Here is a 21,680-nt window from a genome sequence, read left to right as displayed (position 1 = left end):
AATAATACAGCTAAAAGCCGAAAGCCAAAAGCGCAAAGCAAAGCCCGCAATTATAAACCAGGAACCTTAACCGCTTCATGTTTGTTGAGTTTGTGCAATTCCAACACGGTGCCATTGGGTGTTTCATAATACATAGGGATGAATTTGCGGTTGAACAGGATCTCATGGTAAGTATAAGAAGTACGCTGCTGTACTGTATTACCGTATACGTCGTTAAATCCACGGATAAGCACATAGATCTCCACGTCATTTGCCGCCAGGTCTTCCTTGGTAAAGCCAGCCAGCGGGCTTTCATTGTCAATGGGATGTACTACCGTCCAGTTCATGGGCATGCTTTCAATTTTACTCCGTTCCAGGTTCAAGGTATAATACCGGTATTTGGCCTCCTCACCGTTTTCGCTTACCGTCATGGCCAGGTTTACCTGTACAGTTACATCGGAGAGCGCATGGTTTTGTTTGTAGCATACAAACCGGAACATCAACGCGGTTTTATCTTTGAACGGTATAATAACAGCATCATTGCTAAATGCCACATGGGCGCGCGGGCGGGCAAAACGTCCGTAAATAAGACCGGTTGCCAGGGCAAACGACAAAAAGCCGCTCATAGCTTCCACAGCCGCTACCAGGTTGGCCATATCACCCACCGGGTTCACCCTGCCATACCCTACGGTTGTGAAGGTTTCTGTACTGAAAAAATACAATTCCTTGAAAATTTTACCGGGCGTGCCGGAGATAAAACCAGTGAACTGGTCGGCGCCTATCAGCCAGTAAATACTGGTATAAACAAGATTGATGCTGAAAAAGAAGATGACTATGATACAAATGAATTGCCACAGGGGCAGGTTGATCATGGTATAAAAAATACTAAAGCGATCCCAGAAGGGCCCTTTTTTGTGCAGGTTGAAGGTGCCGTCTTTGTTTATAAACCGGCTGCCATTGATAATACCGGTGGTACTAAAGCCGGTGTCGTCGTTTATTTTGGGTACAGGATTTACTTGCTTAAGTAAAGGCATTTTGATGTTTTTACCCTGCAAATGTAATTACCTAGTTCCATTTCCCGCTCGTCCGGTTCCAGGTAGTAATGCCTATTTTAAACTGAACGGGGTTATTGAACTTATTGGCGGCTGAACCCACCACATACACCCCCAATTTAAATTTACTGTATGCACTAAATGGCCATTTGAAAACCCGCTCGATGCCGGCAAAGGTTTCCACATAGCGCAATGATCGTTCAGGCGCTATCAAAAAGCCGCCACCAGCCACCTCACGCAGCTGTAATTTCTTCAGCAAAGGAATTTTATTCAGGAGAGCGCCATTAAACTGGTGCAGGTAATGCCCCTGGTAAAACCTTTTGAATACGGGAAAAGTGGAATCCAGCGATTGAAACGCTTCCTGTGGGTTCAGAAAAAGAAGAGGATCGCCCCGGCGCATGTATTTATAGTCAACCAGCCGCAGATCTTTGGTATTGAAGAAACTGCCTGTGCGTACGCTGTAATTCGAGATGCCGACCAGGCCGAGTTTTAACTCCTGTTCAATGCCAAACTCCAGGTAACCGAAGTTTACTCTGCTATTCATAATGCCAGGGATGCCTTTGCGCACGCTCGTATAAAAGGTTGGCCAGGCAGAACCCAGAATGATCTTTTCCCGCGGTTCCCTTATATACCGTTGCCGCGGCGTATAGGCCAGCCTGATCGTTCCGTAAGTAGCATTGTAGGGTTCAAAAGCAACGGCATGATTATTGGCAAGGGCGTCGATGTTGCCAAACAAACTATCTACCTGCGAATTGGTTTTGTAATCACTCACCGATCGGCGAAATGCAAATTCAAGATCGGTATACAGGAATAAACCATTTACCAGTTCCAGTTCATGGCCAATTCCCAACGAATTATTGAGGTATACACTGCTGCGTTTGAGCTGGTTGATCCAGGCATCGCCCTGGAAGATCAGCGCAAACTGCCGGCCTGCACTCACTTTCAGCATGCCACGATTAAAGGGATTGTATAAGTACTTTACCGACAGGCTGCCATTGATATCGTGGTTGCGAATGCCATAACTGAGGTTGGGATCTATCCAAATACCTTTGCGGTTGGGGAAGCGTTTATTATAAAACACCATAGCCATTATACGGGTGCCACCAAACTGTAATGGCTGGTACAATTGGGGCAGGGCTGGCAGTGCCCAATGCCGTTCCTTTTCATGGTCATTAAACTCCTGACCGCTCCAGAGCCATTTTTTCCAGGTGATCTTGTTGATTACCCTGTCCAGTGAATCAAGGTATTCTTTAGTATGCCGGGCGCGGAAAATGCTGTCTTTATATTGGATAAAGCGAACTTCTTTTTCGGTCAGGGGTTCAGTTCTGTTGGCCTGCCAAAAGGTACTGTCCTTTTCATAGGCCTCCTGAGCCGTGGAGCTTACTTCCACGCCAAAATGTTTTTTATCGAACTGTTTATGTAATTCAAAATCCTTATACGTGGCAATGGTGATGCCCGACTTCTTTGATTTATTGCTTTTTGAAAAATAGGTAAATTGCTGGCGCGTGATCATCCAGGCCGAATCATTGATCAGATCATATTGTTGTTCTACTTCAAAAAAGTCATATTCAGGCAAATGGTAAGCCGGGAATTTTAATTGCGTATGCATAATCACCCACAAACTATCTGCGATGGTTATTTCCCCTTCTACGGTAGCATTACTTACCTGGCGCGGTTTTATGCTGATGACAAATAATTTCCGGGTTCCCTGGTGTTCGGTTCTTATCAGTTTGAACCGGTAAGCCAGCAGGCCGCTGTAACTGATAGGGGAGAGAAATGGTGTTTCGGACAGGGCCCGCGTTTTAATGAGATTATTATAGAAGTTGAAATCGCCCTGTGTGGTTGAGGTATAGAACAATCCCTCGGTATTGCCCCGCCGCGTAACACCCAGCCGTTTTTCCATACTGTTTTGTGCCGACCGATCGAGCTGCAACACAATTTCAGCCATGGCCATTCTATCCAGCTCCGGATGAGGATTGTCGGGATTTAGTACAGTCATTGTATCATTTCTTACCGGCTTTTTCTTTCCCTTTATTTTTAATGAATCTTCCTGAACGGCTTTAATGTATACCGTACAGGAATAAGGCCCGGCAGCCGATTGAATGGAATCTTTTCGACGAATTACATTGCGGATGATCTCTTCTGAGCGGTCGCGCGATTTTCCTTTCACCACTACTTCCGAAAGTCCTTTGGAGTCATCCGGTTCCATGATGATGTTTTGTAAATAATCGCTCTTTTGAACAATGATGGTGAGCACCTGGCTTTTATATCCGACCATACTAACAACCAGGTCGTATTTGCCCGGATCCAACTGTAATTCATAAGTACCGTCTTCTTTGGTAACCACGCCATGTTTCCATTCCTTTACCTGAACGGAAGCAAATGCCAATGGCTCCAGCCGGGTGTTTGTTATTTTTCCATGAACTTTATACGATTGTCCCTGTGTGCAGGCAGACGTGAATGCAATAAGGAAAAGCAATAGTATAGTTCGGTTCATGCAAGAGTTAGGGTTATAACTTTAAAGTACACCCTTTCGATGTGAAGAGGAAGAAGTATCAGGTAGTTTAATTTGACTTTAACAGATAAGTTATTAAGTTCATAGATTATTAGGTTATTGAGTTTTTGAACTTAATAACTTATGAACCCACGAACCTAATAACCCGCAACATAAGCTGATAATCACTTTGCTTTATCTAAGGCCATTTTAGCGGCTAGTCCGGTAAGTACACTTGCCATAAACCATTTTTGTACCCGGATCCATTTGGGATTGGCCGAGAACCACCTGGCTACTTTGGCGGCCACCAGCACAATGATGAAGTTGATGGTAAAGCTTACCATGATCTGTACAATGCCCAGCGTTAAACTTTGCGTGAACACGGAACCGTAAGCAGGTTTTATAAATTGCGGGAAGAAGGATAAATAGAAGACTGCTACTTTGGGATTGAGTACATTGGTTAAAAAGCCCATACGGAATAACTTCCCTGGCTTGTCGGGTTTAAGATCGGTGCGCGGTTCAAATACATTTTTACTGCCTGGTTTTACAGCCTGCCAGGCCAGGTACAGCAGGTAAACCACCCCAGCGGTTTTCAAAACAGTATACGCATACGGGATAGTAAACAACACGGCGGTTAAACTAAACGACACCATCAGAATATGAAACAGGAAACCGCAAATAACACCTGCTAAGGAAATAAGTCCGGCCTTGCGCCCCTGGGTAATGGAACGCGAGATCAGATAGATCATATTCGGGCCCGGACTGATTACCAGTCCGAATGCAGCAAGTGCAAAAAGCAGGAGATCGCTTACAGGAATCATGTTGTTGGGATTTGCAACAAAGATAACCTTGATAGTAGGATGCTTATTAGGCCAATTTGTAAATACCGGGTAGGCCAGTTGCCAAGTGAGTAGTGAGTAGTCAGTAGTGAGTAAGCTCACAATTATTTAGAATTCTGACTTTTCGGGAACCCACTCACTACTGACTACTCACTACTGACTATGTTATCGGTATCCCGTATTTCTTAGCCTGCGTTCTAATAAACTGATCCGCCTCTGTGCTTCCGTCCGCACATACCTGGTCCATTTTTTTGCCGAACTTTTGAACTACTGCGGGATTGTTGATCAGTTCCATGGGGCCCTGTTCTGTTTGCACATCGATGGTAGGCAAACAGGAGGAATCACCGAATGCAGAAACTTCATTTGCGTTGGTAATAAATGAACCGCCGATGCCGCCATGCGAAGTATAGAAGAAACGTTCTTCTGCATGGTCTACACCAATATATTTAAGTGAAGTATTACCAAAATAAGTGCGGGATTTCACTTCGGGGTGGCGGCGCGCATGCGCAACGAATTTTACATTCTCTACGTTCATGCCATCCAGGCAACCTTCGCGGTCAACAGAATCGTACAACCCCATGAAGAATACGCGTACGAGCGGACTTAACATTCTGGCCAGTACTGTTGTTGCCAAACCACCACGGCTATGGCCGATCAGTACCAGCCGGATATCATCAGTTGTAAGCGGCTGATGCGCCAGCATATTTTGGGTAACTTGTACAGGTTTACGATAATTAACGGAGTAGCCGCGGCCGGCCATATATTCCTGCGTGGTGCGTTCCTGGTTCTGCATACAGCTGTTCACATCAAACATCTCCAGCGGTTTGATGGCCTGGCTTTTAATGGCGGGAAAAAGCGAACCGATGCGTTGATAAATAAAATCCAGCGCTTCCTGTACGATGGGTTCGGTATCGCTGCCGGTAACTGTATTGGAGGGACCATTGTACCAGCGCTTGTCTACATTCATAGCGCCATAATGCACATCGCGGATAAATTTATAAGTGCTGCTGTTGCTACCGTCTTTATACATCCATTCACGGGAGCCCGTGCCGTCGATGCCAATTACGAGATATTTGTAATTCATGAGAAAGGTTTGATTAATGGTAACTGGGTATTCTGCAAAACCAGTGGCGACGTGACCAATAAGGTTATAACGTCAACCCCTGATTGGCAACAAATTTTACACCAATTTCAGAAATTTATTCTAATTTAAACATCCGGATGTTCAACCGGCACGTAAATTGGTTATAAATATTTATGCATTGAATATTTTTTTGTCCTAATTTCGTTTTGCTGCACTGAGAGCATGATCAAGACATTCCCCTTTTGACACGCTTCCCTGGTTGCGTTGACTCGTATACCCAATACATTAACTTTTAAGATCATGCGGCTTAAGTATTATACCTTACCATTGGATCCCGACTTGCTGATGCAAAAGAAAGAGCATCCTGGTTGTTCCTTAAAACAATCTGTAGGCCATCACCTGCATCTTATTATTACCACCGCATTTGGCGAAATGCAAAGTGATGTTGACTTTGGCAATTCCATCTGGGACCATGATTTTGATAATCTTACTGCCCGCACCCGGCAACAGGAATGGATGAAAGAATCCCTGTTACAGGCCATTCGCAAACATGAAAAAAGACTGGATGCCATTAAAGTAGATGTACTGGTTAAACAGGAAGAAGTAAACGCACTATCTACAGAACGACGCGTTAAAAAACGCCTCGATATTAATATTTCCGCCCGACTCACGGCTACAAGCGAAGACATTACTTTCCGCGACAGCTTTTTTGTGAGCCCGTTATCATATAGTTAATTGTTGATACAGGCCCTGATCATTAGCATCCTGGTTATTCATTATAGCCAGTAACATACTTATTATATACAATGGAAAATCGGGAACAAATAAAGAACCGGATGATGAAAACGGCTGCGCGCCTGTGGGGCTATCCGGAAGATGAAACCGAATCGTCTTTCGACCCGCTGGTGAATGTGCTGTTCTCCGCCACTGCATTGGAACTGGAAAAGCTCTCCAACGAGATCCATGCTTCGCGAGCCCGTTTGCTGGAACGGATGGTGCAGCTATTGTCGCCTGAAGTATTGTGTGGTCCCTTACCGGCGCATGGGATTTTAAGTGCGCGTTCAATTGATGAAACAAGCTGGCTCAAAGCAGACGATCAGTTTTATACCTCACAAAAAAGAGGAGGGAACTATGAAGATCAATCAGGCGCCAGCGGCTACAGAGATTTCTATTTTACGCCAACCGGCAACTTTCAATTAAATACCGCCACCGTTTCTTATCTCGCTACCGGTCATCAATTGTTCCGGTACCGGGAAATGGTGTCCAAAGAAGTGATCACGCATTGTTTACCGGGCAAAGAACTGGAGCAACGGGTACTTTGGATCGGGCTTACCGGTAGCCGCATTAAGCTGCATAACACCCAATATTATTTTGAGCTCAGGAATGAAGTAAATAAAGAACTGTTCTATAAAAACCTGGCCGACGCCCGCTGGTTTTATGGCGATGAAGAAATGGAAGTTGTGCCCGGTTATAACCAGGACAATATCAGCGGTGAGCACCTGGACATTGAGCAGTTGTTGATAAGAAAGAATACCGCCTCCTGGAAATTAAAGGAGTTTGTAAATGCCTATTACAAACCCAGGTTCATTACTATCCGCCATCGCGATAAAACAGTTGGGGAGCCTGGTGGCTGGCCAATGGCATTACAACAGGTATTTGATAAAAAAGAATTGCAATCGCTACAGGCCGACAACGTTCACTGGATAAAGATTCAATTCCCTGAAAATATTGCTACTTCCGTATTACAGGATGTGGTGTGCCATATCAATTGCTTTCCTGTTATCAACGGCAGGCTGCACGAAACGCTGCACCACATGCACGACATCCTGAATATTGTGCCCCTGTATATCAATGATACTTTCTTTGACCTGCACGAGATCACCGACCAGGATAATCATATTTATAATATTCGTGCATTGGAGAAAAATGCCCGGGAAAAACTAACGGTGATCCTGCGCCAGGGTGGAGTAGGGCGCTTTGATGAACGCGACGCTACCATGATCATCGAGAACATTGTTCAGTTGCTGAGCGATGAAAGCGCTGCCTTCTCGGTGCTGGGCCGGGATTTTTTGTCGGGCGAATTAAAGCAGTTGCAAACGATCATTTACAAGCTGGAACAGCAAATGATCACCCGCGAACTGAACCGCGAGTACACCCCCTTCCTGGTGGTGCGAAAAGACGACAAGGCAAAACTGAATAACCTTACCATCTCCTACTGGAGCACTGCGGCTGAACAGGGAAACGATATAAAGGCAGGCACCACGCTGCAATCGTATAAAACATCCAGTTTATACCAGGGTAATTGTACGCTGATCACCACCACCATTGGCGGCCGCAACCGGTTAAGCGCCTCGGAAAGCATTACAGCGTATAAATCGGCCCTGTTATCGCGGGACAGGTTGATCAGCCTCGAGGACATAAAGATCTTCTGCCGTTTGCAATTGGGCAATACGGCCAAACATATTGAAGTAAAGAAAGGCGTGATGGTGCCGCGCCAGGTATCGCAGGGTTTTATCCGAACCATAGACGTTACCATTAAACTGAGCCGGAAAGACTTTATGGATGCGCAGGAGAAAAACCAGCTGCAGTACTGGAAGGAAAGTTTAGTGCTGAAGTTGGCTTCCAAATCAGCCGGATTGACTCCGTTTAGAGTATTTATAGAACAAGAGAATTAAGTTGATAAAGTTGACAAGGTTGATAGGGTTTTTAAAGGAGGGAAACCGGCGTTTACAAGTTGACGGGTTGACAAGTTAACACGGAAATCCGAATTATCGCAAGCCCTTTCAAGTTTGACGTTTCACGATTTACAACAATGACAAGACACGAAGCCATAGAACAATTCTTTAACGAGCTGTTGGGCAACCTGCACGATATAAAAGCGGAGGTGATGGCCAATCACGCATTGCAAAACAATGTGCACCCCGATGATTTTGTTGTGTTGCACGACGGCCGTTTTTTCCGGGAATACCGGACGGATGTGTATGCGATAAATAAGATCGACGATGCCTGGCGGCACCAGTTATTGCAACTGCGGTTATCACGATCCGGTTTATACGACCTGGTGCCCGAGGGGCTTTTTCACCAGTCGTATACCGGCACCAAATCAAATGCAGCTACCGAGCTGGCAGCGCAAAGCCGGATAGACCGCAAAAAAGAACTGGCTGCCCGGAAGTTCTTTCAACCTGTTGAAAACAGTTTGTTCAGACAACGGGTGCTGATGGAACAGGAAGAAGAAAACCTGCTGGCCGGGATGGACAATGGCCTGCTGAACGATTATTTTTTCACCTTCTGGGAGTTTCCCGAAGCGCTGAACAAAACTTCGGCCATGCTGCTGGTACTGCTGTTACCCTATGCACATGCCATTGCCGGTGATATTGAATTAATGCAAAAATGCCTGGAGATATTGTTACAGGAAGATGTAACCATCGAGCAGGTAACACCGGCCAATTGTGTGGCGCCCGGTAAAGACAACAGCCTGGGCATGGGCGAACTGGGTAATGATTTTGTATGCGGGCAAACTTTTATGGAAGATTATCCCTGTTTACAGTACAACATTGGCCTCTTGCAGCAATCGAAACCGGCTGATTATGTAAGCGGCGGCGACAATGACCTGTTATTACAGGTGTTCAATAATTATTTCGCACCGGCGGAAGCCGATATCATTATAAATGTAGAAGTTGATCGTGCCCGTGTTTTGGTTGAACTGAGCGCAGATGAATCCCCGATATTAGGGTTCGCTGCCATTTAGTGATTGTATTTGTTTTTCATTATCACATTAGCTAATTATCACATTATCAATTTATCCTATTATGCTTTCACCTGAACTTAACAGATTGTTATTGTACCTGGGAATAAGCCTGGTGAGCTTTTCAGCGATCATAGGCATATTCGCCAAAAAAATACGTAACAGTTTTAAACCATTCAGCAAAAGGGCTATCTGGTATCTGTTGATTTCTGTGGCGGTATTTGCATTGACCGGTCTATTCATTGCAGCCGGCTTTTTTTCTAACTACAACAGGTACTTTATTTTCTTCCAGATTTTATTCCTGCTATATGGCGGTTTGCATATTTATATGATGCAACGAAAAATGGATTGGGGTAAAGACAAGCAATCTTTCTGGCCCGATCTTATTTTCACGGTATTGATCGCGTTGGCCGGCGCCATTTGTTTTATGCTTACGTACCGCTGGGTAAACCGGGAGGGGTTGGAAATACCAATGATGTGGTCGACCATATTTTTTATTATTCCCCTGTTTGTATGGCACACCTTCCTGACCGCCCTGGCCATTCCGCCCAAAGTATTGAACCAATGGTATTACCCGGTGCATGACCCCATGGAAGATCCCGAAGAAAGCAAGCTGAAAAATATGTTGCTCATCAGCTTTGAATTTCAAAAGAACGGGCAGGATTCGTTCTTCACCAACTTCAGGGCCAAAGCGCCTGTAGATATGGAACTGGGTGAACTGTTCTATTATTTCATCAACGATTACAATGAGCGGCATCCGCAGGGACAGATACTTTATTCAAGCGGTGTAGGCAAACCACATGGCTGGATGTTTTACAAAAAACCAAAATGGTATACCATACTAACCACCTACATGGATGCAGATAAAACCATTTTCCTGAATCGCATCAGGGAAAATGATGTAATAGTGTGCAGCCGTATAATTGAAAACTAAGGAACGAACAAATACTAAACTAATCAAGCATGCAGTCAAATACTGAATACTTACCTGTGAATTGGGTAGATGGGATGAAGATCAACAAAACGCATTTTATTGCCCAGGATAACGCATTCACTTACCGCCAGGCCCATACCGTAAGCAGTTTTTTAAATGAACACAACTATGGGTTGTTACCGGTGTTCGACCGGCATCATACTTCTGCTAAATTATTCCTGTCGCTCGATAATGAACAAACCGTTCACCTGCGCATTCAACGCTGCCGGGCGATTTCCCGCGGCGGGTATGTAATGGAGTTTGATACGGATACTGCCTTAACCGGTCAGCAGTTATCAGCTACCATTCCGGGATTACAGGTACCATTTAGTGAGTTGAAAGACCGGAGTGCCTTTTATTATGTGGTGTTAAGCATAGATCCATACGAGCGCGTACCGTTTGGTACTGCCGATCCCAAAGAAACACCACCACGCATGCCATTCACCATGCCGGTATATTACCTCACCTTATTGCCAGCACAGGAAACCAGTCCGCTTTCGCTGGGACAATTCCAGGTGCCGGTGGGCAAGGTGATGGTGGAAGATCAGGCGGTGCGGTTGGTGGAGAGTTATATTCCGCCCTGTACGGCAGTAAACAGCCATTATGAATTGCTGGAAGTGCATGCCGGGCTGGAACAGTTTTTTGGCCAAATGGAATTGTACGCTTTGCAGATCATTCAAAAGATTTTTCAGAAGAAACAGCAGAACGAACTGGCAGATGCCATCTTTGAGATCTGCAGGAACCTGAGCGCGTTCACCGCCACAGAGTTCAGCAATTTCAAATTATCCTACATCTATCAGCCACCGGTGTTTATGATAACCGCTGTAACTGGTATGGCGCGACTCATTAAAAACACTATGGACTTTTATGCCGGCACCAGTAAAGATGAACTGATCAGCTATTGCACCGAATGGTGTGGGGTAAGCCAGGGCGAACTGGAATCGGCCATCACCACTTTGTGCAGTTACCAGTACAATCACCTCGACATCAATGATGCCCTGGATAAAGTATTACAGTTTACCCAGATCATTTCATCATTGTTCAGCAACCTGTCGCGACTGGAATACATAGGCAAGAAGAAGGAGACCGGCATTTTTGTGAAAGAGCAGGTGTTGTTACCGCAAACCGAAACCGCGCCGGCAAAGAAAAGAAGAAGTTTCCTGGCAGATTAATCAAACGAACCATCAATCAATAAACCAATAAAAAATGCCCAGCGTATTAAACCATAAGGAAAGAAACCGCGCATTTTTAAAGTTCCTGTTCTTTTTCATCATCTCCGTATGGCTTATTGTTGGAGCCATCTACTTCGATATGCGCATTCCCTACAAGGAAAACGATGTATTGCGCGAACAGGTTACCCGCTACCGCAACCAAACCATTGCCCAGGAGAAATTTGTAAGCAGTATGGACCAGGCCAAGATGCTGATAGATTCCCTGAAACAACCCGGCGTAAACAGTATGTACCTGAACCAGCAGATAGCCGCCAAATTGCGTGAACTCACCGACCTGCAGTATAAGGACAGCAGCATGTACAGCCGTATGAATAAAAATGTGCTCGATCTGTACCTGCGCTACCAGGATGCTACCAATAAAGTGGTGAGCATGGGCGATTTGCCCAAACAGCTGGATGATTATAAAAGCAAGTTTGAACAAACCCAGCGCGACCTGGACCAGGCACGCCGTGACATCGATCTGTTAAGGAGAGCCAGTACTGCAGGAGGTTTTTAACCAATTGACAATAGACAAGGGTTCGCGAATAGCGAAGGGACCGAATATAGGTAAGCTGACGCCGTTTAGGGTATAATTTGCCAATTGCCTAATGTCTATTGCTTATTGTCGATTGGCTTTTGATTCGCACTCTTCCGGCAGCCACAAAGCGTTTTTTCCAGTAAGGATCATCGAGGTTGGCAATGCTTACGCCGCTGGAAGTAGAGGCATTGATGAAATACTGGTTGTGCAGAAACATCCCAACATGGGAGATAGGCTGGCCGGGAACCGTACAAAAGAAAACCAGGTCGCCCTCAGAAAAATAATTTTTACCATGAAAAGGCTCCACATTTTTTGTAAAGAACTGTTGCGCGGAGGTGCGGGGAACCTGGATGTTGTATACATCGTTAAGCAAACGCTGTATAAAACCCGAGCAATCGATGCCATTTTCATCATTGCCGCCGTACTTATAAGGCGTTTTCATCCATTTATCAATAAAGGCGTACAAGGTATAGTTGCTAAGACTGTCTGGATCGATTTTCAGGTATGCGCCGTATTTGATGAACATTTTCCGCTCGGCACTGGCATTGGCAGGCGCCAAAGCCGGATCGGCGGGCTTCACCACAATGGTCTCGTACCGGTTGGTTGATTTACGCGAACTGGAACAGGCCGTCAGGAACACTACCAGGCAAAACCAGCCCGTAATGGTAAGTGGGGAAACCGGGAATCTATATTGAAATATTTGCATTCGCTTCATAGTTAACAGGAATAATGTAAAATTATGGAAAATAAAAAAATACAGCTGGCTTATCTCGACGAAAAGGTAATTCTCACCATGATTATTGTGGCCTTGCTGGGTTTAATAATCACCGGGTTTAAATACAAGAACTACGAACATTGTTTCGATTTTCATATAAAGGCAAAGGCGAATTTTTACCGAACGGACGAGCCCATCCATTTTGAGACCGATGCCCTGTACGCAAAGGAATTTCAGTGGGATTTTGGCGATAACGAGAACAGTGAAACCAACATCAGTTCGGTGGTGCATGCCTTCAATTCGCCCGGCGAGTATACCGTGGCTTTAACCATCAATGGCACCTGCACGGAGTACAAAACAATTTATATTACCCGGGCGCCCAAACTGGAAAACCCGCTGCTGCTGCCGCGGTTTATTTGTCCGCAGCAGGCAGAAGTGGGTAAAGCCGTTACCTTCCAGGATACCACCCCCGGCGCTCACAGCTGGGAATGGCGTTTTGGCGAAACCGCCGTTATTGACGCTACCGCTTCCACTGCCAGTTACGTATATAAAACCCCGGGCTTAAAAACCATTTCCCTGGTGTTGAACAACGACCCCAAACAACTGGGAGTTTGTAAAGTATATGTGAACGATAAGGCCGTGGCGCCATCCAGATCAAATGCCCACACGCCCCGTTCATCGGGCCCTTCTTTTGTAATTGTGCCGGCCAGGCCACAGGCGCCGCCGTTGGAAGAACAAAATCATCCGCAGCCTGCAGTTACTGAGCCACCCAAACCGCAGGGCGTAAACATCAGCAAACAGGAACTGGAGACCAAATTGCGCGGCGTGGTAAACAATTATTTAACACCAGAAAACTTCTCGCAATATTTCTGTAACAACCTGAATGTGCCCGTAAGTCTAAATGGCACAGAGATCACGTTTACTCAATTCTGCACCAAACTCAGCTCTATCAAAAACGATAAGAAAATAAAACAACTGAACGTACAACAAATAAAAAGCAGTGAAACCAACTGCCTCATTGGATTAAACGTGAGCCTTAAAATGAAACAAGGGTTCTTAGGAATATTTTGAGATTAAAATCTCAAAATCAGCAATCAGAATTAGGTCATCTAAATAAATTATAATGACTGATCAATTATTAGGCACCACCATATCTGATTCATTTAAAAAAATGAACCACATTGCCCAGGCGATTGCCCGGGAAAATATGCATCCGCATATTGCACCGCCGCATTTATTAAAGGCGTTACTGCATAAAGATGCCGGGCTGCAATCGTTGTTACAGCAACTGGATAAAGACATTTATTATATGGAAGAGTGGGCCGAGGTGCGCATGGAAACATTGCCCAAAGCCACCCGGCTCGATGATACGCTTACAGCCAATGAACCGGTAAAGGCCGTGATGGAAGAAGCAGATACCATCCGCGTAATGACGGGCAGCGACGAACTGGAAAACCTGCATGTACTGGCTGCCCTGAGCACGCCGGGTGTAGGATTCAGTTATGAGCAATTAAAAACCTTTCCCATTCAACGGCAGGAGTTGCTGCAACAGTCGATAGCAGACAATACACTGAATAAAATAACCGGCATTGGCAATACCAACAGCACCCAAAAATCAGCCATTCACCAGGCGTTGTTAAAATACTGCACGCATAAAAATGTACGCGCCAAAGCGGGTAAGATCGATCCTATTACGGGTCGCGATAAGGAGATCAGGGCAATGGCCGAGATCCTGGGCCGCCGCTCAAAACCCAATGTGCTGATCGTTGGCGAACCCGGTGTTGGTAAATCGGCACTGGTGGATGGGTTCACCCTGGCCATCGAAGAAAAGAAAGTACCACGTTTTCTGGAACATGCCCAGGTATTTGAGCTGGACAATGGCGCACTGGCTGCCGGCGCTTCGTATAAAGGAGAAGTAGAAGAACGCCTGAAGAACATCATCCAGGAAGTAAAACAATTTGACAAAGCCATTTTGTTTATCGACGAAATGCACGTGCTGATGGATAAACAGGGCGCTATGGCCGGCGCAGCTAATTTATTAAAACCTGAACTGGCCCGTGGCGAATTGACCGTTATAGGCGCTACTACGCTGGAAGAATACCGGAAACATATAGAAAAGGATGAAGCCTTTGCGCGTCGTTTTGATGTGATACAGGTAGAAGAGCCGGATGCAGCCACTACCTTCCGCATGATGCAAACTATTATGCCGCATTACAGCAAACACCATGCAATAACTATAGAAGATGAAACCCTGCAGGATACCATCAGGCTGGCGAAACGTTACGTAAAAGACCGCCGCCTGCCCGATGCAGCTATTGACCTGGCGGATCATTCCATGGCTGCGCTTCGCCTGGCAAGAGATACCGGTAAACAGGTAGTGGATGAAATGAAAGCGGTGTTTGATGCCATGCAAAAGGAATCAACTTTGGTTGATGACTGGAAATGGCATTACAACCAGTTGCGCAATAAGATCAGTCCGATTCTGTGGGTCGCGGTTCAATCAGAGACTGATCCCATGCAAATGACGGATGCCAATGAAATTATTCACTATTTAAACCTCGCGTACGAAGCGTTGTCAGAGAGGGCAGCCGATGACCGCCAGGTACTCAATCCGTCAGACGTAGCCGCTATTGTAGCACATAAGACTGGCATTCCTATTGGGAAAGTGCAGGCGCAGGAAAAAGAGCGGTTATTGAAAATGGATGAGATCCTTAAACAAAGAGTAGTAGGGCAGGACCATGCCATCCGTTCTATCAGCGAAGCCATTCTGGAATCAAGGGCCGGGTTAGGCAAGCCTGGTCAGCCAATAGGTTCTTTCTTTTTCCTGGGACCAACAGGTACAGGTAAAACAGAGTTGGCAAAAGCGCTGGCCGATTTTTTGTTCCAGGATGAAAACTCGATGATCCGGTTTGATATGTCGGAGTTTAAAGAAGAACACAGCGCCGCCTTGTTATATGGAGCGCCTCCCGGTTATGTTGGGTACGAAGAAGGCGGCTTGCTTATTAACAAAATTCGTCAACAACCATACTCAGTAGTGTTGTTCGATGAAATTGAAAAAGCGCATCAGTCGGTATTTGATATTTTTTTACAGATCATGGATGAAGGCAAGCTGCACGATAAACTGGGGAAGGAGGGCGATTTCTCCAATGCACTTATCATCTTTACTTCTAATATCGGCAGTCAGTATGTAGTGGATTCGTTTAATAATAAACAGGTTCCGTCCAGCAACCAGTTAATGGAGATCATGAGCAATTATTTCCGGCCCGAGTTCCTGGGACGGTTAACAGAGATCTGTCCGTTTGCACCTATGACCAATGAAATGGTTGAACGCATTCTCAACATTCAACTGAAAGGGTTATACGGTTCACTGGAAAAACAGGGGATCACATTGCAACTGACCGATACAGCTAAAAAACAATTAGCAGTATTAGGTTTTGCTCCCCAATATGGGGCGCGGCCATTGGCAGGGGTAATAAGAAATAATCTGCGCCGTCCTTTATCCCGTAAGATCATCAGCGGGGAAGCAGGAGCTGCAGAAAATACTATTTTGATATTAGATGCAGACGAACAGGGAAATTTCTTATGGAATAACACGTCAGCGGTGTTATAACTATTACGGGCATGTTACTATTAAAGTTAGTCACGTGCAACATTAATTCTATATGAATTGTCATATTGACTAACGGGAATAGGTAAATTTATTAGCCAATATTAATGGCAGGTTAAAAACAAGTTCACCGAGTATTTTTACGACAAGGTTATTGGGGATTTTTAATAATCAGTGTTCATTCACCAATAAATAGGAACGAATTTTGTAAAAACCACTCGGGACTTTTTCTTCTGATATCCAATCCGTCAAACCACTTTGTTCGTACTTTATTCGATTAATCATTGCTGAAAGAAGGTCTTATTCTGAAAACCAAAAATATCTATCATGAGCATTGAGCCCTACGGAATTGGCGGCACGGAAGTAAAACAAGATGCCTTTGAAGCCTTTGCAGACATTCCTCAAAACCGGGTGTTACTCGCCGAAAAACTCACACAGGACCCACCTGTTAAACCTGTAATCACAGAAGGCTTAACAAGTATCGACGATGTGTTTGAACACTTCAAACCAAAAGTTGATATGACCTTTGAAACGGAAGATGGCGGCATGCGCCGGGAAACACTTCATTTCAAAGGACTGGCCGATTTTGGCGCCAAAGGTATTATTGCACAAAGTGAGTACCTGGGAGATGTGAATATGCAGCAGCTGCAATACCAGAAAATTATCAAGCAGTTAAAAACAAACAAACTGCTGAAACAGGCACTCGCCAATCCGGAAACAAAAGAGCACATAATAAAAGCGTTACAGTCACTGATCCAGGAACTTGACACAGCCAGGTAACACCTATACTATTTAATTTATCCTTTACCATTAATTTGTAACCATGAGTTCTGAATCCATTAAACCCGCCCAGCAAACGGCGCTTAAAGAAGAAAAATCCTTAGCACTGCAACCAGTTGAACAACTGGAAAACAGTGTACAGGGCCTTGCTAAGTTCGGCGGTTTCGATCTGTTGGAATCAGCTATTGACGCTGTACAAAATATCAATCCCGAAAGAAAAGCAAGGAAGAAGATCTTCCTTGAAGAGAACAGCAAAAAAGAAGAACGTACGGCACTTAAAAAAACGCTGAAGCTGTGGCTGGATGTACTGCAAACCAGCGATGATCCGGCACAGATGATCCAAACCTGTAACGACCGCTCCGAAGTTGCCGGTCAGGTATTGAAAAAGAACCTGAAAGAAGCAGTAAAAGAAACCGGGCAACTCGAAAGATCATACCGCTCTGTAGCCCTCTTCTTCAAGAATACAGAAAGCCTTAAAGTAAAGAATGTATCGGTGATCAACGCTGATCCGGATCAGGTAAGAGATCTGGACAATACCCGTTTCATCGATGCCATTCATAATGAACTGACTGATAATTACGACCGCCTCGATCTGCGTAATAACTATAGCTTACTGATTTTACCAGGTTACCTCGGCAGCAATAAAGTAATTGAAAAATGGGCCAGGATCGCCTATGAAAATAAGGTGATGCTGGTAACCGATTTTGAAAACCTGGATTCGCCGGATGACGTAATGGAATTGTTTGAAGCAGCCAACCTTACCGGTGGCGATCCTTATCGTTCCAATGTTATTATGGCTTGCAACTGGCTGGTTGGCCGTGGCCGTTTTGCAGAAATAGGCGAGGAGGACGACCTGATGGTTCCACCATCGAGCGCACTCGCCGGAAAGATCTACAACACCCTGATGTCGCAGGTAACAGCCGGTAAAAAATTTGGCGGCATCAATGAAGTAGACGGCGTTCGGTTCGACCTGAAGAAAAGCGAGATTGCGAGCCTGGAAAAACTGGGCCTCATTCCAATGGTGAAAGAGTATGGCAAAGTAATGGCCTTCTCTGCCAAAACATTGTTCAACGGCGATAACCTGGGCTTACAAACATATTCGGTCGTGCGGGTATTTGATTATGTAACAAAAGTGATGATGGACTTTTTGAACCGTCGCGCTTTTGAAAATTTCAATGCAAGCACCCGTAAAGAACTCAACGGGCAGATCGTTAAGTTCCTCGACGGCATTACCGGTCCCAATAAACTGATTGAAAATTTTACCATCAAGCGGTTTGAACAGGACCCTGTTCAAAAAGACCGCATATACCTCGACATTCATCTGAAACCGTATTTCCCCGCAAAAACTTTCATGATCAAGTTAGAAGGGCAGAAAGGAGACGATTCAGAAGTGGATTGGTCTTCTAAATACGAGCAGGATAAGTAGCATGTCCTGAGCGTCCTTCGACTCCGCTCAGGACCGAAGCGTCGGCAATTGATTGCCTTGCCTTCTTAAAATCCATATCTACATCAACCCCTGACAGCAACCCAACTGTAGCATTCATGTTCAGTGACATTACCCAATGGCACCGACAGGAGCCTTTTTGCTCCAACGCACAACACCCAGAAACTTAAGCGCGATCAGTAGTAATGTTCCCGTCTCATGACGGGAGCAATCAGGATTGTTTTTTATTAATTGGTCTATATACCATTATTTTTTAATCATTCAAAACCATTAATTATGTCATTTAAGGCAAAACTTAAAGTGGCTGGTAAGGAAGTTAATGTCCTTGCATGTAATTATCAACTGAAACAGGAAACCGATGCAACCGGTCGTCCTTCTTCCATCACCCGCGGCGGAAAGATCCAGCTGACAATAGAGTCTACCGGCGACACCACTTTCTTAGAGTGGATGACAAACAACTTCGAGCGTAAAGATGGCTCTGTTGTATTCATCAAACGTGACGACAACGCAACGCTGAAAGAACTGAAATTCGGTGAGGCATACCTGGTTGAGTACCGCGAAAATTTCGACGGCACAGATTCCAGCCCATTAACTGAAAGCTTTACGCTGAGCGCCAAAACCATTGAATTGGGCAGCGGCAAACACGAAAATGAGTGGGTATAATTAAAAGTATCATCAGTAGTGAGTAAAGGTTCGCCATTCATCCCGGAGCAATCGGGGTGAATGGCTCCTTTTAATAAAAGCCATGAGATCATCCTATAAACACTAATCATTATCCCATGTCATTTATAGCAAAACTTAAGTTGGATGGCGAAGAGTTGAACATCCTGCATTGTGCATACCGTTTTACGCAGGCCACCGATGGCACCGGCAAACCAACCGCTATTCCCCAGGGCGGATCGGTTACCCTGGTAGTTGAAAGCAATGGCGAAACCGGTTTGTTCGACTGGATGATAAGTCCAACCCAAACAAAAAGCGGCACCATTACTTTTTATCGCCGCGACAACATGAGTAAATTAAAAAGCCTGCAGTTCACGGATGCGCACTGTGTTGATTATTACGAAACCTATGATCACAACGGTGACAGTCCCATGCGGATACAGTTAACACTCAGCGCCAAAGAAGTAAAACTGAACGAATCAAAATTCAGGAACAACTGGCCACAATAAATATTGAATATCGAATAATGAATGTTGAATATTGAAATTGTATTCATTTCGACATTCAAAATTGGATATTCGACATTCGACATTTACTGAATCCATAAACGACATAACATTTTTTATGGCCCAACTAATTAGTAGCAATATAACCATTGCCGGTACTCCTATTAAACAAATTACCTCTTTTCAGCTAACCCAAAATATTTTCGATCATCATTACTTCCGCCTGGTATGTCCCGCAGAATCACTGGAAGGGTTGGAAGGGGGAATGCTGCAATCGTCACGTAACCTCATTGGAGGCGTTTTACAGGCCTCATTCAGCACCCCTGCAACCGGCAGCGGTTTACAATTCAGAGGCATAGTAATGCAGGTAGAGGCCGACAGGTTCAGCGGCCATACCGGTAACATCATCATCTCCGGAACCAGTCCCACCATTGTGCTCGACAACGGCCCGCACTGCAAAAGCTGGGAGAAAAAAGCGATCAAGAACATCGCCCAGGACGTGCTGAAGCATTTTCCGCAGGACCTGCTGCAGCCGCAGGTATCTCCAGCATATCCCGAAACACTGGCCTATACGGTTCAGTACAAACAAACCGCCTGGCAGTTCCTCAACTTCCTTTGCTCCGGTTATGGCGAATGGTTGTACTACGATGGCAACCAGTTGCAGATAGGCGCGCCAAAAGCGTCAGATGCAACTGCACTCACATTCGGAAGCAACATCAGCCGTTTCAGCATGGCGTTACAGGTACAACCTGCCAACAGCCAGATGATGGCGTATGATTACCTCAATCACGATGTATATACCAGCACACCACAAAGCATTGAAAGCAAAGCAGGCCTTAACGACCTGGGCCGTCACGTATTTCAGGCAAGCAACACGGTATACGCCACGCAGCCCAAAGTATGGAACAACCAGTTTGTAAGTAATAAAAAACAGCTGGACGATTCCATTAACATCCGCATGGCCATGCAAAGCAGTAATACGGTTCGCTTTTCAGGCAGCAGTGCACACCCGGGCGTTAAAATTGGAGGTAATATTAGCATACAGGGCCAAAACCTCTACAACATGGCCGGCGAAAGCTATGGCGAATACACCGTTCTTTCCATCAGCCATTATTTCGATGAACAGGGAAACTATAGCAACGACTTTACAGCAGTTCCTTCCACTATAAAATTGCCACCGGTGAAAGCAGGGGCCATGCCACATTCAGAAACACAAAGCGCCATGGTAACCGATAACCACGATCCCAAAGGCCTGGGCCGGGTTAGGGTTAAATTTCACTGGATGAATGGCGCCGAAAAAACGCCCTGGATCCGGGTTACCAGTCCGCACGGCGGCGGCGGTAAAGGCATGTTCTTTATCCCCGAAGTAGGCGAAGAAGTAATTGTAGGGTTTGAAGGGGATAGTCCCATAAAACCATATATCATCGGCACCGTGTATCATGGCAAAGCCAGCAACGCTTACAGCAATGCTGCCAATGATGTAAAAGCCCTGCAAACCCGCAGTGGCAATAAAGTTATTATGAACGACAAAGATGGCAGCGTGTTTGTGGAAGATAAAGATGGCAACAGCATGCTCATCGATGGAGCAGGTAATATAACAGTCAAATCCAACAAAACGGTTTTGATCGACGCCACCAACGAAATCACGCTGAAGACCAAAAAGATCACCATGCTGGCCGAAGACGAGATCGTGATGCAATCCAAAGTGCTCGATGCCCAATTCACCGAAACCTCCACCATCTACGGTAAGAATGAAAACAATGTGTTGGCAAAAACTACCGTCACTATCGGTTCCGACAACAAAGTAGACATTGGCGGACTGGAGGTATCTACTTACGGCAAAACCAAAGTGGCGCTGGATTCAGAAGGCTCCGTAGAAGCCAATGGTAAATTGATGACGACGATTGTGGGTGGGCAGGTGAAATTGAATTGTTGATAACGTTGATAGAGTTGATAAAGGAAGAAGAAGGTTGAAAAGTTAACAGGTTGACAGGTTAACACGAAGCACCGAATTATCGCGGGCCCTTTCACGTTTCACGAATTATGAGTCTGA

18 protein-coding genes are annotated in these 21,680 nt (G+C 45.3%); 13 read left to right on the top strand and 5 right to left on the bottom strand.

All coding sequences use genetic code 11. From position 1 onward, the window contains the following. Nucleotides 1-50: 50 nt before the first annotated feature. The 4 genes from NIAKO_RS12885 to NIAKO_RS12870 all read right to left on the bottom strand — a co-directional run bounded on the left by NIAKO_RS12885 (nt 51) and on the right by NIAKO_RS12870 (nt 5,448). Nucleotides 51-1,013, bottom strand: coding sequence for an ion channel (locus NIAKO_RS12885; protein WP_014218869.1), 963 nt, complete (start codon nt 1,011-1,013; stop codon nt 51-53). A gap of 31 nt (nt 1,014-1,044) precedes the next feature. Beyond that, nucleotides 1,045-3,528 (bottom strand): DUF5686 and carboxypeptidase regulatory-like domain-containing protein, encoded by a 2,484-nt coding sequence (locus NIAKO_RS12880; RefSeq protein ID WP_014218868.1) that lies wholly within the window; start codon nt 3,526-3,528, stop codon nt 1,045-1,047. A gap of 182 nt (nt 3,529-3,710) precedes the next feature. Beyond that, nucleotides 3,711-4,346, bottom strand: a complete 636-nt coding sequence (locus NIAKO_RS12875; RefSeq protein WP_041346704.1) for a LysE family translocator — start codon at nt 4,344-4,346, stop codon at nt 3,711-3,713. Nucleotides 4,347-4,524: 178 nt separating this feature from the next. Further along, nucleotides 4,525-5,448 carry a hypothetical protein gene (locus NIAKO_RS12870; protein ID WP_014218866.1) on the bottom strand — a complete coding sequence of 308 codons (924 nt, stop codon included), beginning with the start codon at nt 5,446-5,448 and terminating at the stop codon, nt 4,525-4,527. A gap of 300 nt (nt 5,449-5,748) precedes the next feature. Here NIAKO_RS12870 and NIAKO_RS12865 point away from each other — a divergent pair, with 300 nt between their 5' ends. The 6 genes from NIAKO_RS12865 to tssO all read left to right on the top strand — a co-directional run bounded on the left by NIAKO_RS12865 (nt 5,749) and on the right by tssO (nt 11,894). Beyond that, nucleotides 5,749-6,183: a GPW/gp25 family protein gene (locus NIAKO_RS12865; RefSeq protein ID WP_014218865.1), complete on the top strand. Its 435-nt coding sequence runs from the start codon at nt 5,749-5,751 to the stop codon at nt 6,181-6,183. A 71-nt stretch (nt 6,184-6,254) separates the two neighbouring features. Then, complete coding sequence (locus NIAKO_RS12860) at nt 6,255-8,123, top strand: type VI secretion system baseplate subunit TssF (protein ID WP_014218864.1); 1,869 nt, start codon at nt 6,255-6,257, stop codon at nt 8,121-8,123. 137 nt (nt 8,124-8,260) lie between these two features. Continuing rightward, nucleotides 8,261-9,196 carry a hypothetical protein gene (locus NIAKO_RS12855; protein ID WP_014218863.1) on the top strand — a complete coding sequence of 312 codons (936 nt, stop codon included), beginning with the start codon at nt 8,261-8,263 and terminating at the stop codon, nt 9,194-9,196. Between the two features lie 61 nt (nt 9,197-9,257). Beyond that, the gene (locus NIAKO_RS12850) at nt 9,258-10,127 is read left to right on the top strand and encodes a TssN family type VI secretion system protein (RefSeq protein WP_014218862.1); all 870 of its coding nucleotides are present in this window, start codon (nt 9,258-9,260) and stop codon (nt 10,125-10,127) included. Between the two features lie 29 nt (nt 10,128-10,156). Next, the gene (locus NIAKO_RS12845; RefSeq protein WP_014218861.1) at nt 10,157-11,338 is read left to right on the top strand and encodes a hypothetical protein; all 1,182 of its coding nucleotides are present in this window, start codon (nt 10,157-10,159) and stop codon (nt 11,336-11,338) included. 34 nt (nt 11,339-11,372) lie between these two features. After that, nucleotides 11,373-11,894, top strand: a complete 522-nt coding sequence (tssO, locus tag NIAKO_RS12840) for a type VI secretion system TssO (protein ID WP_014218860.1) — start codon at nt 11,373-11,375, stop codon at nt 11,892-11,894. A gap of 88 nt (nt 11,895-11,982) precedes the next feature. Here tssO and NIAKO_RS12835 read toward each other — a convergent pair whose 3' ends face one another. Continuing rightward, nucleotides 11,983-12,621: a C40 family peptidase gene (locus NIAKO_RS12835; protein ID WP_014218859.1), complete on the bottom strand. Its 639-nt coding sequence runs from the start codon at nt 12,619-12,621 to the stop codon at nt 11,983-11,985. Between the two features lie 33 nt (nt 12,622-12,654). Here NIAKO_RS12835 and NIAKO_RS12830 point away from each other — a divergent pair, with 33 nt between their 5' ends. The 7 genes from NIAKO_RS12830 (at nt 12,655) to NIAKO_RS12800 (ending at nt 21,563) form a co-directional block, all read left to right on the top strand. After that, complete coding sequence (locus tag NIAKO_RS12830) at nt 12,655-13,701, top strand: PKD domain-containing protein (protein ID WP_014218858.1); 1,047 nt, start codon at nt 12,655-12,657, stop codon at nt 13,699-13,701. A gap of 52 nt (nt 13,702-13,753) precedes the next feature. Continuing rightward, nucleotides 13,754-16,240: an ATP-dependent Clp protease ATP-binding subunit gene (locus NIAKO_RS12825; RefSeq protein WP_014218857.1), complete on the top strand. Its 2,487-nt coding sequence runs from the start codon at nt 13,754-13,756 to the stop codon at nt 16,238-16,240. A gap of 324 nt (nt 16,241-16,564) precedes the next feature. Further along, a complete protein-coding gene (locus NIAKO_RS12820) occupies nt 16,565-17,017 on the top strand; it encodes a hypothetical protein (protein ID WP_014218856.1) in 453 nt (150 codons plus the stop codon). Nucleotides 17,018-17,060: 43 nt separating this feature from the next. Beyond that, complete coding sequence (locus tag NIAKO_RS12815) at nt 17,061-18,443, top strand: DUF5458 family protein (RefSeq protein ID WP_014218855.1); 1,383 nt, start codon at nt 17,061-17,063, stop codon at nt 18,441-18,443. A 294-nt stretch (nt 18,444-18,737) separates the two neighbouring features. Continuing rightward, nucleotides 18,738-19,124 carry a type VI secretion system tube protein TssD gene (tssD, locus tag NIAKO_RS12810; RefSeq protein ID WP_014218854.1) on the top strand — a complete coding sequence of 129 codons (387 nt, stop codon included), beginning with the start codon at nt 18,738-18,740 and terminating at the stop codon, nt 19,122-19,124. A 116-nt stretch (nt 19,125-19,240) separates the two neighbouring features. Then, on the top strand, nt 19,241-19,630 hold the full coding sequence (gene tssD, locus NIAKO_RS12805) for a type VI secretion system tube protein TssD (protein WP_014218853.1): 390 nt from the start codon (nt 19,241-19,243) through the stop codon (nt 19,628-19,630). 115 nt (nt 19,631-19,745) lie between these two features. After that, nucleotides 19,746-21,563, top strand: a complete 1,818-nt coding sequence (locus NIAKO_RS12800) for a type VI secretion system Vgr family protein (RefSeq protein ID WP_014218852.1) — start codon at nt 19,746-19,748, stop codon at nt 21,561-21,563. Nucleotides 21,564-21,680 lie beyond the last annotated feature (117 nt).

It is taken from the genome of Niastella koreensis GR20-10, from assembly GCF_000246855.1.
In the GTDB taxonomy this organism is placed as follows: Bacteria; Bacteroidota; Bacteroidia; order Chitinophagales; family Chitinophagaceae; genus Niastella; species Niastella koreensis.
Note: the sequence above shows the minus strand (reverse complement) of the source record. Positions and strands in the feature narration are given on the sequence as shown.

Coding starts and splice junctions, on each gene's coding strand:
- NIAKO_RS12830 (WP_014218858.1), top strand. CDS start 12,655: ATGGAAAATAAAAAAATACAGCTGGCTTATCTCGACGAAAAGGTAATT.
- NIAKO_RS12885 (WP_014218869.1), bottom strand. CDS start 1,013: ATGCCTTTACTTAAGCAAGTAAATCCTGTACCCAAAATAAACGACGAC.
- NIAKO_RS12880 (WP_014218868.1), bottom strand. CDS start 3,528: ATGAACCGAACTATACTATTGCTTTTCCTTATTGCATTCACGTCTGCC.
- NIAKO_RS12835 (WP_014218859.1), bottom strand. CDS start 12,621: ATGCAAATATTTCAATATAGATTCCCGGTTTCCCCACTTACCATTACG.
- tssD (WP_014218854.1), top strand. CDS start 18,738: ATGTCATTTAAGGCAAAACTTAAAGTGGCTGGTAAGGAAGTTAATGTC.
- NIAKO_RS12820 (WP_014218856.1), top strand. CDS start 16,565: ATGAGCATTGAGCCCTACGGAATTGGCGGCACGGAAGTAAAACAAGAT.
- NIAKO_RS12815 (WP_014218855.1), top strand. CDS start 17,061: ATGAGTTCTGAATCCATTAAACCCGCCCAGCAAACGGCGCTTAAAGAA.
- tssO (WP_014218860.1), top strand. CDS start 11,373: ATGCCCAGCGTATTAAACCATAAGGAAAGAAACCGCGCATTTTTAAAG.
- NIAKO_RS12860 (WP_014218864.1), top strand. CDS start 6,255: ATGGAAAATCGGGAACAAATAAAGAACCGGATGATGAAAACGGCTGCG.
- NIAKO_RS12855 (WP_014218863.1), top strand. CDS start 8,261: ATGACAAGACACGAAGCCATAGAACAATTCTTTAACGAGCTGTTGGGC.
- NIAKO_RS12845 (WP_014218861.1), top strand. CDS start 10,157: ATGCAGTCAAATACTGAATACTTACCTGTGAATTGGGTAGATGGGATG.
- NIAKO_RS12870 (WP_014218866.1), bottom strand. CDS start 5,448: ATGAATTACAAATATCTCGTAATTGGCATCGACGGCACGGGCTCCCGT.
- NIAKO_RS12850 (WP_014218862.1), top strand. CDS start 9,258: ATGCTTTCACCTGAACTTAACAGATTGTTATTGTACCTGGGAATAAGC.
- NIAKO_RS12865 (WP_014218865.1), top strand. CDS start 5,749: ATGCGGCTTAAGTATTATACCTTACCATTGGATCCCGACTTGCTGATG.
- tssD (WP_014218853.1), top strand. CDS start 19,241: ATGTCATTTATAGCAAAACTTAAGTTGGATGGCGAAGAGTTGAACATC.
- NIAKO_RS12875 (WP_041346704.1), bottom strand. CDS start 4,346: ATGATTCCTGTAAGCGATCTCCTGCTTTTTGCACTTGCTGCATTCGGA.
- NIAKO_RS12825 (WP_014218857.1), top strand. CDS start 13,754: ATGACTGATCAATTATTAGGCACCACCATATCTGATTCATTTAAAAAA.
- NIAKO_RS12800 (WP_014218852.1), top strand. CDS start 19,746: ATGGCCCAACTAATTAGTAGCAATATAACCATTGCCGGTACTCCTATT.